Below are 17,610 nucleotides of genomic sequence, written 5' to 3'. Positions count from 1 at the left end.
TCACGGGGTGGACGATTTCCGTCGAAAAATCAATACAAGCCCGGCTCACCCGGCGGCCTGGTTTTGAATCGCTTGTGCACCCACAAATACTGTGCCGGGCGTTTCAAAATCTCGGCCTCAATGATCCGATTCAGCCGCGCCGTGTCAGCCTCGGCATCTGCCGTGGGGAAATCCTTGATCGGCGGCAAGAAGTGAATGCGCCAACCCTGCCCGCCCGGCAGCGTCTCAGCGATCACCGGCTGCACCACCATGTTCAGCATGCGCGCCATCCGCGAGGGCGCCAGCAAGGTGGCCGCAGGCACCCCAAAGAACGGCACAAACGCCGCGTCCTTGGCGCCAAAGTCCATGTCCGGCAGGTTGAAAAACCCCCGCCCCGCCTTGATCGCGCGGAACAGCGGCTTGACCGAATCACTGCGCGGAAAAATCTCGGCATCGCCCAGGCGAAGGCGCCCGCGCTTCATCGCCGCGTCGATCACCGGGTTGCTCTGCGTCTGGTAAATCGAGGCGCCGGGGCGCTGTTGCAGCAGCAAGATGGCCGCACCGGCCACGTCCAGACCCACAAAATGCGGGCACAACCACATGGTCGCCCGGCCTGTGGTCTGGAACTCGCGCTCGGCCAGCTCGATGTCGCCCTCGACCTGGATCAGGCGTTTGATGCGTTCGGGCGGCGCGTACCAGAACAGCGCGCGCTCCAGCAGGCTGCGGCCCAGCCAGCGGAAATGTTCCTTGACCAGGGCACGGCGCTGCGCCTCGGGCATCTCGGGAAAGCACAGCGCCAAATTGCGCAGAGCGATCTTGCGGCGTGACCCGGCCAGGGGGTGCAACAAGGCACCAAGCCCTCGGCCCAGCGCGGCCAGCACCGGCAAGGGCAGCCACGACAGCAGCCACAGCAGGCCCAGGGCCAAGCGAACGCCCAGGCCCTTCACGCGGCGCCCTTGGTGGGCGGGCTGGTCAGCATGTCGGCCTTGGGTTGCTTGTAGCGGTTGTAACCCCACAGGTATTGCTGGGGGCATTGCATCACCATGGCTTCCATTTCACGGTTCAGCGCGATGGCGGATTGGGCCGGGTCGCCCAGGCGCACGGCCTCGACCAACGCTGCGCCGGGGGCTTGTGCATGAACAATGAAGTCAGCGCCCACTTTGTGGCGCTGCCAGAACCCAAGCCGCTCACCCCGCAGCCACACCAGGCTGGCCCCGGTCTGGTAAGCCAGCTTGGTAACCATGGTCATGGTGTAGGCGGGCTTTCCAAAAAACGGCGCCCACACGCCCAAGCCCTCGGGCGGCACCTGGTCGGGCAGCATGCCCAGGGTCTGGCCGCTTTTCAAAGCCCGCAACAGTTGCCGCACGCCGGTGAGCGTGGCCGGGGCCGTGTGCAGGTGCTCGCGGTTGCGCGCGTGTTCCAGGATGCGGGCCAGCCAGGCCTGTTTGGCCGGGCGGTAAAGCGCCGTGATCGGCTGCTGGGCTCCAAAGCGTTCGGCGTAGGCCTGAGCGCAAATCTCGAAGCACCCCTGGTGTGCCGACAGCAGCACCACGCCCTTGCCCTTGGCCAACGCCAGGTCGACGACCTCCGGGTGGGTCCAGCGCACCCGGTCGCCCAGCTTCACACCGGCCGGGCGGGCCCACAGGCGGGGCAACTCGGCCACCATGCGCCCGGCATGGGCCACCGCCGACCAGCGCTGCGACGTGCTCAAACCCACCTGATCGGTGTGGGCTTTGAGCCGATGGCGGTAGGACGGCGACAGCGCGTAGGTGATCCAGCCCAGGGCCGCACCCAGGGGGTGCAGTAGGCCGAGCGGCCAACGGGCCAGCATGAAAAACAAGCGAGACATGGGCCGCGATGTTACTTGGCGAGCCGGGCTATTCTGGGAGCCTGTTCACGCTAAAGGAGACAGCATGATCTTGTGCGCGGATATCGGGGCCACCAAAACCTTGCTGGGCCTGGCCCGGCTGGACGCGTCGGGGCAGCCCCAGATCGTGGCCTCGCAACGGTATGTGGCGGCGCAGGTGGCCTCCTTCGAGGCCATGCTGGACAGCTTCCTCAAAGACCAGGCCCATCACCTGGGCCAGCCCTTGCGCGCAGCGTGTTTTGGCGTGGCGGGCCCGGTCAGCGGCAACGTGGTGCAGATGACCAACCTGCCCTGGCGCCTGGACGCCGCCGCACTCAGCCGACAGCTGGGCGGCATCCCCGTGCGGCTGGCCAACGATTTTGAAGCCGCGGCCAGTGGCATCGATGGCTTGTCGACCGCCGACTTGCGGTGCCTGCAGGCGGGCCAAGCCGTGCCCGGTGCGCCTCAAGTGGTGATTGGGGCGGGTTCGGGCTTGGGCGTGGCCTTCCGCATCTGGCAAGCCACCCCCCAAGGCGGCCGCTACCAGGTGGTGACCGGTGAGGGCGGCCACTTCGGCTTCACCCCCATCAATGCCGAACAAGACCGCGCCCTGATGCGGCTGCGGGCCCATGTGGCCAGGCCCGTGGCCGAGCACTTTGTGTCGGGCCCGGGCCTGGCCAATTTCTACACCTTCCTGGACACGGAAGACGGCGGCAAGGCCCTGGTCAAGGACCAACATGTGGTCGCCACCGCCAGCAACACCCTGGGCCTGACGGGTGAGGAAATCTGCCGCCGCGCCCAGCAGGATGGCGAGCCCCGCGCGCTGCACGCCTTGCACCATTTCCTGCTGTCGTATGGCGTGGTGGCCGGTGACTATGCGCTGGCCACCTTGGCCAAGGGCGGCGTGTTCCTGGCCGGTGGCATTGCGCAAAATCTGGGCCCCCTGATGCAGGACGGGCGCTTCCTGGTCGGCTTTCGGCAAAAAGGGCCTTACGCGGACCTGATGGACACCATCCCCGTGCACGTGGTCACCGAGCCCGACCTGGGCTTGCGGGGCGCCGCCGCCATCGGCGCGCTGATTTGACCGGCGCGCGTCATTTTTACCGACGCGCCTCAGCGCACCAGCGCCAACATCTTCTGCAGCATGGTGGCCACCTCCGAATACGTGTCCAGGTAAAAGCGCGCCTGTGACAGGGGGTCTTCACGGCCGATGCGCACGGTCAGCCAGTGCGGCTCGGCGCTTTCAAACACGGACTCGTCGTTCAGGTCATCGCCGATGAACAGGGCCGCGCCCGACTGCGAGCGTTTGACCAGCATGGCCACGGCATCGCCCTTGTCGGGCGCATCGGCGGCCACCACATTGACCACGCACTTGCCGCCGAAGCTGGTCAAGGCCGGATCCAGTCCGCGCAGCAGGGTCTCGATGGTGACCAGGGCGGCATCCCGGTCCCGCGCCAGGCGGTAGTGGAAGGCCAGCGAGTGACGCTTGTCTTCCACCTGGATGCCGACTGAACTCAGCGCGTCCACGTTGCCTTCGATCTTCTGACGCAGCCCATTGAGCTTGTCGGTCAGGGCGATGTAGACATCCGGGGGCAACTCTGGGTGTTCGGGGTCTTCGGCGCCATGGTTGCCGATGATGTAGTGCGGATCAAAGCCCAGGCGCGGTGCGACATCGTCGACGCTGCGGCCGGTGACGATGGCCACCGGCAGGTGCTCGGCCAATTGCGCCAGGCGCTGGGCCACGCCGATGGACACGCGGGCGTCGTCGGGCCGGGTCACGATGGGGGCCAGCGTGCCGTCGAAATCAAAAGCCAGCAAAGGGCGCCGCTGCATCACGGCTTCGAGGGCCAGCTGGCCCGGGGGGGTGAACAGGTGGTGCTTCATGTCGTTAAGTCGGGCTGGTGCCGCTGCACGCGCGCCTCGATCCTTTCTCTCAAGCGCCATCGGCCCGCGTCGGTCAGCATGCGGCCGGCCCAGCGGTAAACATTGAACTCGCGCACCGTCATGCGCAGGCTGGCCATGCGTTCGCGCTGCTCTGCCTCGGGCATCGTCAGTGAGCGGTGCAGGGCATCGGCGGTTTCTTCGACATGGTAGGGGTTCACGATCAAGGCTTGGCTCATTTCGCGGGCGGCGCCGGCAAAGCGGCTCAGGATCAGCACGCCGCGCTCGTCATCGCGGGCGGCCACGAATTCCTTGCAGACCAGGTTCATGCCATCGTGCAGGCTGGTGACCATGCAGGCGTCGGCGGCGCGGTACAGCTCGTACAACGCCGCCTGATCGTGGTGCACGGCCAGCAGGTGCACGGGTTGGTAGCCCTCGCGGCCGAAGCGCTGGTTGACGCGGGCGGTGAGGGCATGGATGCGCTCCTGGAAGGATTTGTACTCTTCCAGCGAGCCGCGCGAGGGTGCCGCGATCTGCACGAAAGAGAACTGGCCGATCCACTCTGGGTGCTTCTCCAGCAGGCGCTCGACCGCGTGGATGCGCTCCAGGATGCCCTTGGTGTAATCGAATCGGTCCACGCCAATGGCGATGCGGTGGTCGGGCGGCAGGCCCAATCGGGCCAGCACGTTCTGGCGGCATTGCGCCACCGGCAGCCACGCGGCCTGCGTTTGTTCGGTGGGCCATTCGATCGAGATGGGATAGCTCTCCACAAAGGTGCTGTCATCGTGGAAGGAGATGGTGGAGTGCTCGTGCTCGATGCGGGCTTCCAGATACCGGTCCACCGTCTCGATGAAGTTCTTGCAGTGGAAGCGCGTGTGGAAACCCAGGATGGTGCTGCCCAGCATGCCTTCCAGGATCTCTTGCCGCCAGGGGCAGATGCCGAAGGATTCGGGGTTGGGCCAGGGGATGTGCCAGAAGGTCAATATGGTGGCGCGCGGCAGCTTTTTGCGGATCATCGCGGGCAGCAAGGCGAAGTGGTAATCCTGCACCAGCACGACCGGGTCTTCACTGCGCGCTTCGGCCACCACGGCGTCGGCAAAGCGCTGGTTCACGGCGCGGTAGTGCTCCCAGTCTGATTCGCGAAACACCGGCCGCACGTGGGCCACATGGCACAGCGGCCACAGGCCTTCGTTGGCGAAGCCGTAGTAGTAGCCCTTCTCTTCTTCCTCGCTCAGCCACAGGCGGCGCAGGGTGTATTCGTCCTTGCCGGGCGGCACCAGCACGCGGTCGTGGGCATCGACCACCTCGGCATCGGCGGTGCCGCTGCCATGGGCGATCCAGGTGCCCGAACAAGCCCGCAGCAAGGGCTCCACGGCGGTCACCAAACCACTGGCCGGGCGCTTGACCACGATCTCGTCGCCCACCTTGTCGTGGATGTAAGGCTCGCGGTTGGCCACCACGATCAATTGGTCGCCGCGCAGTTGGCTGCGCAGCAAGGCGCGCAGGCGCTCGGGGTTCCACTCGGTCTCGGGGCCCAGGGAGCGGCGGTACTCGTCTTCCAGGTCGCGCAGGCGAGCGCGCAGGTCGGCCGCGAAGGGCGCCAGCTCGGGCGCGGCGGAGGACATCAGTGGGCTGATCAGGCCTTCACCACGCAGCAAGGCGCGCGCGCCCGAGACCCAACCGCGCCAGCTCAACTGCGCCACCACCACGGTGATCAGGGCGATGATCCCGCCCAGACCGGCGATCAGGATGATCAGGTACTTTTGCGTGTCCTGGCTGCGGTGCTCCACAAAGCTCAGGTCTTGCAACAAGATGAGTTGTGCGATGGGGCCGTTCTCGTCGGTGACGGGGTAGAAGCCCACATGGGCCGGGCCACCTTCGATGCGGATCTGGGGCTCGTCCTGCTGGCCGATGACCTCGGCCTTGGCGCAGGTCAGCGACCGGGGAAAGCCGGGCGAGCGGCGCAGCAGTTCACCGTCCAGAGAGCACAGGCCGATGCCGACCAGGCGCTCATCCTGCACCACGCGGTTGAACAGCGATTGCATGCGCGAACTGCCGGGCTCTTGCAGCCCTTCGGCGATCGAGTCAGACAGGGTTTTCGTGACCAGCGAGCCCCGCAGGTTCAGATCGCGCGAAAACCAGCGCAGGGTCAGGCGGTCCATCAAGGGCACCGCCAGGTAGGCAGCGGCAATCAGCGTCAGGACCAGCGGCACCAGAAAGCGAAGCTGGAGGCGCAATGTGTTCATCAAGGATGCCAAAGAATGTTGTTATGCCCAGCGGGGCAATCGGCGTGCCTGATGTGCCAGATGGCGCGGCCTGGTTTCAAGTGGCGGGTGGTGCTTGCTCGTGCTCGGGGGTGGGGGAGCGTTGCTGGGATGAGGGCGGCCGGCCCAGCGTGTCCTCGGCATCGGCGTGGGCCGCGCTCGGGCGTGGGTTGTCGATCTCGGCCCGGGCGCGGGGCAGGTAGTCCGCATAGTCGCGCTGCATCACCTTCATCAACTCTTCGCGGACGAGGCAGCGCAGGTCCCAGGCCTTGCCCGAGTCCGCGCTGCTGATCAGGCAGCGCAGCTGCATGGCCTTCTCGCTGAAGTCCGTCACCTGGATCAGGCACACGCGCCCATCCCACAGGGGCGACTGCTCGCACAGGGCCTGCAGGGCATCGCGCAAGGGTTGCAAGGGCATGCGGTAGTCCACCCACATGAACACCGTGCCCAGGATGTTGGCGCTGTTGCGCGTCCAGTTCTGAAAGGGGTGCTCGATCCACCATTGCAAGGGCACGATCAGGCGCCGCTCATCCCAGATCTTGACCACCACGTAGGTGCTGTTGATCTCTTCGATGCGGCCCCATTCACCTTCCACGATGACCACGTCGTCCAGGCGGATGGGCTGGCTGAAGGCGATCTGCAAACCGGCCATCAGGTTGCCCAGCACCGGCCGCGCCGCCAGGCCCGCCGCGATGCCGATCACCCCGGCCGAGGCCAGCAGGCTCATGCCGATCTGGCGCACATCCGGGATGGTCATCAGCGCCAGGCTGAAGCCGATCAGCCCGATGCTTGTAACCGCCAGCCGCGTCACTACCTGGGTTTGCGTCTGGATGCGGCGTGCCATCAGGTTGTCGCTGGCATCGGTCTGGTGGGCCATCACGATGGCCTGGCCCAAGCCGCGCGCCATGCGCATCAACAGCCAGGTGAGCGAGGCGATCAACACGATGGTGGTGGCTTGCCGCACCAGGGCGATGTGGGCCAGGTCATCGGGCGCGCCGCGCAGCACGAACTGCAAGGCCAGCAACGGCAACATGATGCTGGAGGGCTTGCGAGCCGCCTGGGCGACGGCAGAGGCTGGCTTGGAATGCGCGGTGCCACGTTTGACAATGGCCGCGCCGCTGAAGTAGATCAACCAGGCCAAGGCCATGGCCACAGCGGCGGACAGGAGGGTGAGGGTCCACGGCGACAACTGCAGATTCATGCACCCCGCAGGCAATTGGCGTGCCGGTGGCTGGCCATCAAGGTGCCGGATGCTCAAGGCGCGATTCTTGCAATTCCGTGGCTTCCTACAACGACCGCGACGCTCATGGCCCTCAATCGCATCTTCAACAGCGCAGAGTTCATGCAACCGACGACAGGAAATGGGGAGCCGATCCGTTCGGTCATCACCCAGTCAGTCGAAGCGGTCATCGTGGCATGGCATGTCAGTCCCGGGCAGCGCATTGCCCCGCACGTGCATCCTCATGGTCAAGACACCTGGACTGTTCTCTCAGGGTCAGGTGAGTATCAGCTCGAGCAAAGCGGCAAGTCGCAAACCATTTCGCGGGGTTGCGTGGTGATCGCTCATCCTGGCTGCGTTCACGGCGTCTTCAATGGTGGCAAAGACCCGCTGGTGTTCATTTCGGTGGTCTCTCCGGCAGAAGCGGGCTATGAACTGGTGTTGGCCATGGATGCGCCATCTAGCGAGCCATGAGCCTTCGATCATGGGGACGTCTACAAGCAGGGGGCGGCCCTTTGCGGTCGCTCCTGGCCTGGGGCGTTTCACCTTGATTTCGGGGTTTTATCCAAGGATCAGCTCCAGGGTGATCCATTACACTGGCCGCATCGCCGAGTTAAAGGAACAACTTGCGGGGCGATTCACAAATGCCGCTAAAGCGTTCGCCGCTTGTTCGAAAGATTCATCAAGCCCGGCGACGCAGCCAGTCTTGAACTTATCTTTTTGGAGCACACACCGTGGCGAACGACTTCCTCTTCACATCCGAATCCGTCTCTGAAGGCCACCCTGACAAGGTCGCCGACCAGATCTCGGACGCCATCCTCGACGCCATCTTTGAGCAAGACCCCCGCTCGCGCGTGGCCGCTGAAACGCTGTGCAACACCGGCCTGGTCGTCCTGGCCGGTGAGATCACCACCAACGCGCACGTTGACTACATCCAGGTCGCCCGCGACACCATCAAGCGCATCGGCTACGACAACACCGAGTACGGTATCGACTACAAGGGTTGCGCCGTGCTGGTCGCGTACGACAAGCAGTCCAACGACATCGCCCAGGGCGTGGACCACGCGTCCGACGACCACCTCAACATCGGCGCTGGCGACCAGGGCCTGATGTTCGGTTATGCCTGTAATGAGACGCCCGAGCTGATGCCCGCGCCCATCTATTACGCCCACCGCCTGGTCGAGCGCCAAGCCCAGTTGCGCAAGGATGGCCGCCTGCCTTTCCTGCGCCCTGACGCCAAGAGCCAGGTCACCATGCGCTATGTGGACGGCAAACCCCACAGCATCGACACCGTGGTGCTGTCCACCCAGCACGATCCGGATCAATCCGAGACGCAACACAAGATGAAGGCCTCGTTCGTTGAGGCCATCATCGAAGAGCTGATCAAGCCCGTGCTGCCCAAGGAGTGGCTGAAGGACACCAAGTACCTGGTCAACCCCACCGGCCGGTTCGTCATCGGCGGTCCGCAAGGCGACTGTGGCCTGACCGGCCGCAAGATCATCGTCGACACCTACGGCGGCGCTTGCCCCCACGGTGGTGGCGCTTTCTCGGGCAAAGATCCTTCCAAGGTTGACCGCTCGGCCGCCTATGCTGCCCGCTACGTGGCCAAGAACATCGTGGCCGCTGGCCTGGCCAAGCAGTGCCAGATCCAGGTGGCCTACGCCATCGGCGTGGCCCGCCCCATGAACGTGACGGTCTACACCGAAGGCACGGGCGTGATCAGCGACGAGAAGCTGTCCGAACTGGTGCAAGAGCACTTTGACCTGCGCCCCAAGGGCATCATCCTGATGCTGGATTTGCTGCGCCCGATCTACACCAAGACCGCCGCATACGGGCACTTCGGCCGCGAAGAGCCCGAGTTCACCTGGGAACGCACTGACAAGGCGGCTTTGCTGCGCGCAGCGGCTGGCCTGTGATGCCGCGGTCCTCCGGGACCGTGCATATTCCCACCCTCAAGTGAGGGTGCCGGGGCCTTGTGCCCCGGAAACTCACCCGCGATGAACTGCTCAGCTGTTACGATTTACACATTACGTAACATTTGGCGAGTGAGCAGCATGACCCTTCATCGATCCATTGGCACCGCGGTCGCGGTCGCCTCCTTGTTGGCGGCCTCCATGGCGCAGGCCGAAAGTCTGGTGTTCACTTCCAGCAATGTCGTCACCCTGCCGGGTGCGCAGGTCAACGGGGTGCCCTCCACCGCCAACGCGTGCGCCACCAAAGGCCTGTGCGCTGAATCGCTGAACTTCAACACTGTGGCCGGTGGCTTGGTTACCGCCACGGCCAGTTCCGGCGGCAGTGGTCTGACCGGTCTCGTGTATCAGAGCAAGGAAGAGCTCAACGCGGGCCTGGGCGTGGCCGCTGGCTGGATGGAGTCCGGCAAGTTCGTCATCCACGACACCAACTACTCACTGGACACACACAGCGAGACCTTGACCATCGCCTTCGCCAACAGCGTGGTGCTGTCGGCGGCTAATTTCTTCCCGGATGACCGCTCGACGTACGCGCTCACGCACGAATTGGACGCCTTCGACGGGTTCACGGTCCGCGTGGATGGTGGTGCGGCCGTGGAGTATTCGTTTGGCAAGCTCGGCGGGCAGTTTGTCAGTTTTGCCACGCCCATGACGGGCAAGAGCTTCACCTTTGGCTATGCCCAGCACAAGTCGCCCGAAGACTATTACCTGGGCGGTTTGAGCTTTGCTGCGGCGAACCCGGTGCCCGAGCCCGGCACCTGGGCGCTGATGGGCTTGGGTCTGGGCGGCCTGTGGCTGGCGCGCCGTCGCCGGGCGACGTGAGGTCGGAAACAAAGCTGCTTCGGGGCTGAAAAGCGCCGTCTGAGGACGGCGCTTTTTTTTCGACTGAACGGGACGCAGGCCGTTTAGGATGTCTGCCAGCATGCGCAAAAAAATACAGGTCAGCCAGTTGCAGGTGGGGATGTTCATCGACGAGGTGGTGGGCTCGTGGCTGAACAATCCATTCTGGAAGTCAGCAGTCATTCTGACCGACGCGAAGCAGCTTGCGCAGCTCAAAAACAGTCCGATCAAGGAAGTTTGGATTGATGTGCACAAGGGGCGCGATGTGGACGACGAGGTCCACTTGGTCGATGGTGTGGAGTTCACGACGAGCTCTACCGAGGCGATTGACGACCCCGTGGTGGCCCAGGTTGGCCCGGCCATGCCCCGGCCCTCGGTGTCCCTCCAGGAGGAAGTAGCCCGCGCCGGCCGCATCTGCGCCCAGGCCAAGGGCGCCATGAAAACCATGTTCCAGGACGTGCGCATGGGCAAGGCCATCGACGCCGAACATTGCTTGCCGCTGGTGGATGACATCACCCAGTCGGTGCAGCGCAACCCTGGCGCCATCGTCAGCCTGGCGCGCCTCAAGACCAGCGACGACTACACCTACATGCACTCGGTGGCGGTGTGCGCGCTGATGGTGTCGCTGTCGCGCCAGCTGGGCCTGTCAGCGGCGGACACCCGCGAAGCCGGCATGGCGGGTCTGTTGCACGACCTGGGTAAAAGCGCCATGCCCACCGAGGTGCTGAACAAGCCCGGCAAACTGACCGTGGCCGAATTCGACATCATGAAAGGGCACCCCGAAGCGGGCCACCGCATGCTGACGGAGGGGCAGGGTGTGGGGCCCATCGCGATGGACGTGTGCCTCCATCACCACGAGAAGATCAACGGCCTCGGCTACCCGCACGGCCTGAAGGGCGACGAGATCAGCCTCTTTGCGCGCATGGGCGCGGTGTGCGATGTCTACGACGCCATCACCTCGAACCGGCCCTACAAGACGGGCTGGGACCCTGCCGAATCGGTGCAGAAGATGGCGCAGTGGGCGCGCGAGGGCCATTTTGATGGCGCAATTTTTCAGGCCTTCGTCAAGAGCATCGGCATCTACCCGACCGGCTCGCTCGTGAAGCTCAAGTCAGGTCGGCTGGCCGTGGTGGTGGACCAGGGGGCCAGTTCGCTGCTCACGCCCGTGCTCAAGGCTTTTTATTCCACCAAGGCTGGCGAGCGGATCGCGCCCCAGCGGCTCGACCTGGGCGCGCCCGACTGCACCGACCAGATCGTGTCCCGCGAATCCCCAGCGGCGTGGGGATTTTCCAACCTGGATGAACTCTGGATGGCCGAGCGCTGAGCGGTCGGCCGACACTCACAGGCCTTTGAGTTTGAGCCGATTGGCCTGCGTGCGGTAGAACGCCACGGGGTCGGGCGCGCCCTTGCCCAGCAGGCCAAAGATGTGGTTCATCTCGTCGATGTGGTTCCAGGGGTAATCATCGCGCAGCACCTTGCCGAAGTGCGTCGAGCACACTGGCAGTGTGCCGTCGCTGGGCACGCTCGACGCCACCATGGCCAGGTCCGAGAGGTCCCAGGCATTGGTCTTGGGCTTGTTGCCGGTGATCGAATACAGGTACATGCCGCTTTCGAACTCCTTGCCATCCAGCCCGCAGTAGGTGGAAGGCACGCCAGCGGGAAAGCGGGTGGCGAAGGCGTTGACTTCCTTGGCGAAGTCCTTGGCCGCTTCCACATCCTGCGGCAGCTGGCTGTTGCCGGACACCCAGGCCACGAAAGAGCCAAAGAAGGTGGTGAGCTTGCTGTAGTTGGTGATCAGGTCGTTGACGGGGTTGTTGCCGTCCTCCACCGTCATGAGCGAGGGGCTGGCCACCGTGGTGATGCTGGCCACGAGATCAGGCGCCACGCCAGCCACGTAGCGGGCGGTCGGGCCGCCCTGGCTGTGGCCGATGAGGTTGAATTTCTTGATGCCGTCGCGCGCGGCCCAGGCGCGCATCTGCTGCAGCAATTGTTCGCCGCGCAACTCGCTGCTGTTGACCTGGGACACCGCGGCCACGTACACCGTGGCGCCATTTTTGCGCAGATCGCCAGGCACCTGGTAGAAGTAATCGACGCCGAGGATGTCTTTGAAGCCCATGAAGCCGTGCACCAGCACGATGGGGTATTTGGTCTGGGCAGTGGTGGACGCGGCCGTGGCGGCTTGCGCTGACGACAGGGGCATCAAGGCTGCTGCCAGTGCGATGGCGGCAGCAGACAGAACCTTGGAAAATGGCTTGTGCATGGGTCCCTCCTGGGGGCGGTGGATGGTGAAAACAAGTGACCGCTCAATTTGTTATGGAGATGAACTAATTTTCACCAAACACATGCCGTGTGGGTATCCGGGATTACCAACCCAGCGAATAGGGCCGGCTCACTGGTTCGACAGGCTCAAGCCCGCGTGCTCGCGCAGCGGATGAAAGTGGATGTTCGGGTGCCGCTCCTGCGTCAGGCGCAGGTCGTAGGCCGAGGTCATCATGTAGGCGAGCGTGTCGGCCGCGTCATTGGCCAGCTTGCTGGCGTTCTCGTCGGTGAACTTCTTCAAATCGGCGGCCGAGTCGGACGTGATCCAGCGCGCGCCCGTGAAGCGGCAAGGCATCAGGCGGATGTCCACGCTGTATTCGGCCTTCAGGCGGTGCTGCACGACTTCGAATTGCAATTGCCCCACGGCGCCCAGCAACATCGAGCCGCCCACGGCCGGGCGGAAGACCTGAATCGCGCCTTCTTCGCCCAATTGCATCAATCCGGCCTGCAACTGCTTGCTTTTCATGGGATTGGCCAGCTCCACGGTTTGGAACAGCTCGGGCGCGAAGAAGGGCAGGCCGGTGTATTGCAAGGTGATGCCATCGGTGATGGTGTCGCCCAGTTGCACGCCGCCGTGCGTGGTGAAACCAATGATGTCGCCCGCGTAGGCCTCGTCCACCGCTTCGCGCCGTTGCGACAGGAAGGTCACCACCGAGGTGGGGCGAAGTTCCTTGCCCGATCGCTGCACCTTGAGCTTCATGCCCGGTTCGTATTTGCCGGAACACACGCGCACGAAGGCGATGCGGTCGCGGTGCGAAGGGTCCATGTTGGCCTGCACCTTGAAGACCACGCCAGAGAAGTTGGGCGCTTCAGGCTGGATCTCGGTGGTCGAGCCGTCTTTCTCGGTGGACAGGCGCAGGCGCGGCGACGGCGCCAAATCGACCAGCGCGTCCAGGATCTCTTGCACGCCAAAGTTGTTCACGGCTGAGCCGAAGAACACGGGTGTTTGCTTGGCGGCCAGGAATAACTCCAGATCGAACGCCGGGGCGGCGCCCGCCATCAACTCCATGTTCTGCTCGGCCAGCTCCCACTCGTGGCCAAAGCGCGCGTGCAGCTTGTCGCGCTCGCTCAGGGGCACGGTTTCGTCCTCGCCGCCGCGCTTGTCGGCGCCCGCGTCGAACAAGCGCATGCTTTGCGTGCGCAGGTTGACGATGCCGCCAAACTGCTTGCCCTGACCCACCGGCCAGGTCATGGGCACGCAGGGCATGCCCAGTTCGGCCTCGACTTCATCGAGCAGGGTGACGGGGTCGCGGCCTTCGCGGTCCATCTTGTTGACGAAGGTGATGATGGGCGTGTCGCGCTGGCGGCAGACCTCGATCAGGCGGCGGGTTTGCGCTTCCACGCCGTTGGCCGCGTCGATCACCATCAGGGCCGAATCGACCGCGGTCAGCACGCGGTAAGTGTCTTCCGAAAAGTCCCTGTGGCCGGGGGTGTCGAGCAGGTTCACCACGTGGTCGCGGTACAGCATCTGCATCACGCTGGAGGCCACCGAGATGCCGCGTTGCTTTTCGATTTCCATCCAGTCGGAGGTGGCGTGGCGCGAGGCTTTGCGGGCCTTGACCGAGCCGGCGATGTGGATGGCGCCCGAGAACAGCAGCAGCTTTTCCGTCAACGTGGTCTTGCCGGCGTCGGGGTGGGAAATGATGGCGAAGGTGCGGCGGCGGCGGGTTTCGGACAATAAAGACACGGACAAAGCTCCAGCGGGCTGGTGGGGCGGCGGCGATCGCCAAAAATGACATTGTCCCACCCCGCATATTTTCCTGGCACACCGCGCTCAACGGTTTTATACTGGCGTTCCTTTCGAGGAGCGTTGCAAGGCCCGTCTTTCATCAAGGCACGGACCCCAGGCTCGAAAGTGTCTCCCCTGCAACCGCGCTCACCCGCAAGTGTCCCGCTGGGTGAGTTGTCTTTTTCCCCCTCTTCCCTGGCAGTCCTGCGGCTTCAAAACAATGTTGCTTGAAGGAAATTCGCCATGAGCGCTCCACAAAAAACCCTGATCACCGACCACAAGGGCGTTGATTGCGTCGTCGCCGACATGTCCCAAGCGGCCTGGGGCCGCAAGGAAATCCTGATCGCCGAATGCGAAATGCCGGCCCTGATGGCCATTCGCGCCGAGTACGCCGCCCAGCAGATCCTCAAGGGCGCGCGCATCACCGGCTCGCTGCACATGACCATTCAAACGGCCGTGCTGGTTGAGACTTTGCAAGCCCTGGGCGCTGAAGTGCGCTGGGCCTCGTGCAACATCTTCTCGACGCAAGACCACGCCGCGGCCGCCCTGGTGGAAGCCGGCACCCCCGTGTTCGCCTACAAGGGCGAGTCGCTCGAAGAATACTGGGACTACACCCACCGCATCTTTGAGTTCGGCGGCAAGGGCACGGAGGGCGAAGGCCCCAACATGATCCTGGACGACGGCGGCGATGCCACGATGCTGATGCACCTGGGCAAGCAGGCTGAGAAAAACCTGGGCGTGCTGGACAAGCCCGGCAGCGAAGAAGAGCGCATCCTGTTTGCCGCCATCAAGGCCAAGCTGGCCGTCGACAACACCTGGTACACCCGCAAGGCCGCCCAGATCATCGGCGTGACCGAAGAAACCACGACCGGCGTGCACCGCCTGAACGAGATGTCGGTCAAGGGCACCTTGCTGTTCCGCGCCATCAACGTGAACGACTCGGTCACCAAGTCCAAGTTTGACAACCTGTACGGTTGCCGTGAATCGCTGGTCGACGGCATCAAGCGCGCCACCGACGTGATGGTCGCAGGCAAGGTGGCCCTGGTCGCCGGTTATGGTGACGTGGGCAAGGGCTCGGCCCAGGCCTTGCGCGCCTTGTCCGCCCAAGTCTGGGTGACCGAGATCGACCCCATCAACGCCCTGCAGGCCGCGATGGAAGGCTACCGCGTCGTGACCATGGACTGGGCCGCCGACAAGGCTGACATCTTCGTTACCAGCACCGGCAACAAGAGCGTGATCACCTTCAAGCACATGGCGGCGATGAAGAACAACGCCATCGTCTGCAACATCGGCCACTTCGACAACGAAATCGACGTTGCCGAGCTGGAGACGCAGTGCCAGTGGGAAGAGGTCAAGCCCCAGGTCGACCACGTCATCTTCAAGGATGGCAAGCGCATCATCCTGCTGGCCAAGGGCCGCCTGGTGAACCTGGGCTGCGGCACGGGTCACCCCAGCTACGTGATGTCGTCCAGCTTTGCCAACCAGACCATCGCCCAGATCGAGTTGTTCGCCCACCAGGACGCCTACGACATCGGCAAGGTCTATGTGTTGCCCAAGCACCTGGACGAAAAGGTCGCCCGCCTGCAGCTGACCACGCTGAACGCGCAGCTCACCGAGTTGACCGACGAGCAAGCCGCCTACATTGGCGTGCCCAAGACCGGCCCTTACAAGCCTGACACCTACCGGTATTGAACCACCCCCCTACGGCCTGAAGGCCGCCCCTTGAATTTCTAGATTCGGGGGGCACCACCCGCGGACCGGCCCAGCCGGCTCCGCGGTGGTTGCTGGACCAACCAAAGAAGACATGGCTCGCGCAGATCAACTCCTCGTTCAACAAGGGCACGCGCCCACCCGCTCCGCCGCCCACCGCTTGATTGACGCCAGCGCCGCGCAGTGGCTCAGCCCCAAAGGCTGGACCACCTTGCGCAAGGCGGGTGAAGACCTGCCTGAGGGCACGGAGTTCCGAGTCACCAATGACGCGGAACTGCGCTGGGTGTCACGCGCCGGGCTCAAGCTCGAAGGCGCGCTGGCCCACATTAACCTCAATGTCTCCGACTGGGTCTGCCTGGACGTGGGGCAGAGCACCGGTGGCTTCACCGACGTGCTGCTGGCCAACGGCGCCCGCCAGGTCGTGGGCATCGAAGTGGGCCATGGCCAACTTCACCAGCGCCTGAAAGAAGACGGGCGCGTCGTCCTGCTGGAAGAGGTGCACGCGCGCGAGCTCGACAAGAGCACCTTGCGCGAGCACACGCCAGCCGACGGTTTCGACCTGATCGTGGCCGACCTGTCCTTTATCTCGCTGGCCACCGTGGTGCCGCACCTGAAGACCTGGCTCAAACCAGGTGGCCATGTGCTGATGCTGATCAAGCCGCAGTTTGAAGTCGGCAAGGGCAACGTGGGCAAGGGCGGCGTGGTCAAAGACCCGGCGCTGCATGCCCGGGCTCGCGACATGGTGCGCCGTGCCTGCACCGACCTGGGCTGGACCGTGCACAAGGGCTTCGACAGCCCCATCGCTGGCGGCGACGGCAACCAGGAGTTCTTCATCTGGGCATCTTCGCCCTCGGCCCCTTGAGTCTGCCTTGAAAGCCTGAAAAAGCATGAGCACGCTTGCCCCCACCCCCCTGCCGCTGAGCTTCGAGTTCTTCCCGCCCAAAACGCCGGAAGGTTTTGACAAGCTGGCGGTCGTGCGCCAGCAGCTGTACCCGCTCAAGCCGCATTACTGCTCTGTCACCTATGGCGCGGGCGGCTCCACGCAAGACGGCACCATCCAGACCGTGCGGTCGATCTTGTCCGAAGGCTTTGACGCGGCCCCACACTTTTCGTGCATCGGTGCCAGCAAGGCCGGGGTGCGCGAACAGCTGGCGCAGTTTGCATCGCAAGGCATCCGCCGCCTGGTGGCCTTGCGGGGCGATTTGCCCAGCGGCTACGGTGGCTTTGGCGAGTTTCGCTATGCCAGCGAGCTGGTGGCCTACATCCGTGAAGAAACCGGCGACCACTTCCACATTGAAGTGGCGGCCTACCCGGAAATGCACCCCCAGGCCCGCAACCCGCAGGCCGATATGGCCGCATTCGTGACCAAGGTGAAGGCCGGTGCCAATGTGGCCCTGACGCAGTATTTCTTCAATGCCGACGCCTATTTCCGCTTTGTGGACGACGCGGCCAAGCAGGGCGTCAGCATTCCCATCATCCCGGGGATCATGCCCATCACCAACTCGACCCAGTTGATGCGCTTCTCCGACGCCTGTGGAGCCGAAATCCCGCGTTGGATCCGGTCGCGCCTGGAAGGCTATGGCGACGACAAGGCGTCCATCCAGGCTTTTGGCCTGGACGTGGTGGCCGAGCTGTGCGAGAAATTGCGCCGCGCCGGTGTGCCCGGCCTGCACTTTTACACGATGAACCAGTCGACCTCGGTGCTGGCCTTGTGTCAGCGGTTGGGGCGCGGCTGATCAGCCACGTGACAAATTCCCTGGTTTGTAAAAATCGGCTTACCGAATGCCTTGAATCCATCCCTCGTTCAGGGGGTATTTAAGGGTCTTCGATATAAAAGCCTGGGGTTTGGGAAG

The 17,610-nt window shown here is 64.1% G+C and carries 15 protein-coding genes and 1 riboswitch; of the genes, 8 read left to right on the top strand and 7 right to left on the bottom strand.

Annotated elements, in window-relative coordinates; translation table 11 throughout:
• Positions 1-29: 29 nt before the first annotated feature.
• Together PSV38_RS17340 and PSV38_RS17335 are read right to left on the bottom strand one after the other, a co-directional pair.
• On the bottom strand, positions 30-926 hold the full coding sequence (locus tag PSV38_RS17340; protein ID WP_300549610.1) for a lipid A biosynthesis acyltransferase: 897 nt from the start codon (positions 924-926) through the stop codon (positions 30-32).
• Entirely contained in the window at positions 923-1,828 is a 906-nt protein-coding gene (locus PSV38_RS17335) for a lysophospholipid acyltransferase family protein (RefSeq protein ID WP_300549609.1), read from the bottom strand. Before PSV38_RS17335 ends, PSV38_RS17340 begins: the two co-directional genes overlap by 4 nt.
• Before the next feature lie 64 nt (positions 1,829-1,892).
• Here PSV38_RS17335 and glk point away from each other — a divergent pair, with 64 nt between their 5' ends.
• The gene (gene glk / locus PSV38_RS17330; protein ID WP_300549608.1) at positions 1,893-2,909 is read left to right on the top strand and encodes a glucokinase; all 1,017 of its coding nucleotides are present in this window, start codon (positions 1,893-1,895) and stop codon (positions 2,907-2,909) included.
• Positions 2,910-2,938: 29 nt separating this feature from the next.
• On the opposite strand, the gene otsB is transcribed toward glk, so the two are convergent.
• From otsB to PSV38_RS17315, 3 genes are all read right to left on the bottom strand, one after another.
• Complete coding sequence (otsB, locus tag PSV38_RS17325) at positions 2,939-3,709, bottom strand: trehalose-phosphatase (RefSeq protein ID WP_300549606.1); 771 nt, start codon at positions 3,707-3,709, stop codon at positions 2,939-2,941.
• Positions 3,706-5,952: a trehalose-6-phosphate synthase gene (locus PSV38_RS17320; RefSeq protein WP_300549604.1), complete on the bottom strand. Its 2,247-nt coding sequence runs from the start codon at positions 5,950-5,952 to the stop codon at positions 3,706-3,708. Before PSV38_RS17320 ends, otsB begins: the two co-directional genes overlap by 4 nt.
• Before the next feature lie 76 nt (positions 5,953-6,028).
• Entirely contained in the window at positions 6,029-7,228 is a 1,200-nt protein-coding gene (locus PSV38_RS17315; protein WP_300549602.1) for a mechanosensitive ion channel domain-containing protein, read from the bottom strand.
• Between the two features lie 48 nt (positions 7,229-7,276).
• Between PSV38_RS17315 and PSV38_RS17310 the strand changes: the two genes are divergently transcribed.
• The 4 genes from PSV38_RS17310 to PSV38_RS17295 all read left to right on the top strand — a co-directional run bounded on the left by PSV38_RS17310 (position 7,277) and on the right by PSV38_RS17295 (position 11,323).
• Positions 7,277-7,663, top strand: a complete 387-nt coding sequence (locus PSV38_RS17310) for a cupin domain-containing protein (protein ID WP_300549601.1) — start codon at positions 7,277-7,279, stop codon at positions 7,661-7,663.
• Positions 7,664-7,923: 260 nt separating this feature from the next.
• Positions 7,924-9,105, top strand: a complete 1,182-nt coding sequence (metK, locus tag PSV38_RS17305; protein WP_300549599.1) for a methionine adenosyltransferase — start codon at positions 7,924-7,926, stop codon at positions 9,103-9,105.
• A 138-nt stretch (positions 9,106-9,243) separates the two neighbouring features.
• Complete coding sequence (locus PSV38_RS17300; RefSeq protein WP_300549597.1) at positions 9,244-9,981, top strand: PEP-CTERM sorting domain-containing protein; 738 nt, start codon at positions 9,244-9,246, stop codon at positions 9,979-9,981.
• A gap of 100 nt (positions 9,982-10,081) precedes the next feature.
• Complete coding sequence (locus PSV38_RS17295) at positions 10,082-11,323, top strand: HD-GYP domain-containing protein (protein WP_300549595.1); 1,242 nt, start codon at positions 10,082-10,084, stop codon at positions 11,321-11,323.
• A gap of 15 nt (positions 11,324-11,338) precedes the next feature.
• Here PSV38_RS17295 and PSV38_RS17290 read toward each other — a convergent pair whose 3' ends face one another.
• Both PSV38_RS17290 and PSV38_RS17285 read right to left on the bottom strand, forming a co-directional pair.
• Entirely contained in the window at positions 11,339-12,259 is a 921-nt protein-coding gene (locus PSV38_RS17290; protein ID WP_300549594.1) for a triacylglycerol lipase, read from the bottom strand.
• Between the two features lie 129 nt (positions 12,260-12,388).
• The gene (locus PSV38_RS17285) at positions 12,389-14,005 is read right to left on the bottom strand and encodes a peptide chain release factor 3 (RefSeq protein WP_300549592.1); all 1,617 of its coding nucleotides are present in this window, start codon (positions 14,003-14,005) and stop codon (positions 12,389-12,391) included.
• Positions 14,006-14,114: 109 nt separating this feature from the next.
• Positions 14,115-14,203, top strand: a riboswitch (S-adenosyl-L-homocysteine riboswitch).
• Between the two features lie 87 nt (positions 14,204-14,290).
• Here PSV38_RS17285 and ahcY point away from each other — a divergent pair.
• The 3 genes from ahcY to metF all read left to right on the top strand — a co-directional run bounded on the left by ahcY (position 14,291) and on the right by metF (position 17,493).
• Positions 14,291-15,739 (top strand): adenosylhomocysteinase, encoded by a 1,449-nt coding sequence (ahcY, locus tag PSV38_RS17280; RefSeq protein WP_300549591.1) that lies wholly within the window; start codon positions 14,291-14,293, stop codon positions 15,737-15,739.
• Between the two features lie 112 nt (positions 15,740-15,851).
• A complete protein-coding gene (locus PSV38_RS17275) occupies positions 15,852-16,619 on the top strand; it encodes a TlyA family RNA methyltransferase (protein ID WP_300549589.1) in 768 nt (255 codons plus the stop codon).
• A 25-nt stretch (positions 16,620-16,644) separates the two neighbouring features.
• Complete coding sequence (gene metF, locus PSV38_RS17270; RefSeq protein WP_300549587.1) at positions 16,645-17,493, top strand: methylenetetrahydrofolate reductase [NAD(P)H]; 849 nt, start codon at positions 16,645-16,647, stop codon at positions 17,491-17,493.
• Positions 17,494-17,610: the final 117 nt, after the last annotated feature.

Source organism: Aquabacterium sp. (assembly GCF_029946005.1).
Lineage (GTDB): Bacteria > Pseudomonadota > Gammaproteobacteria > Burkholderiales > Burkholderiaceae_C > Aquabacterium.
This window is presented reverse-complemented; position numbering and strand designations above follow the sequence as displayed.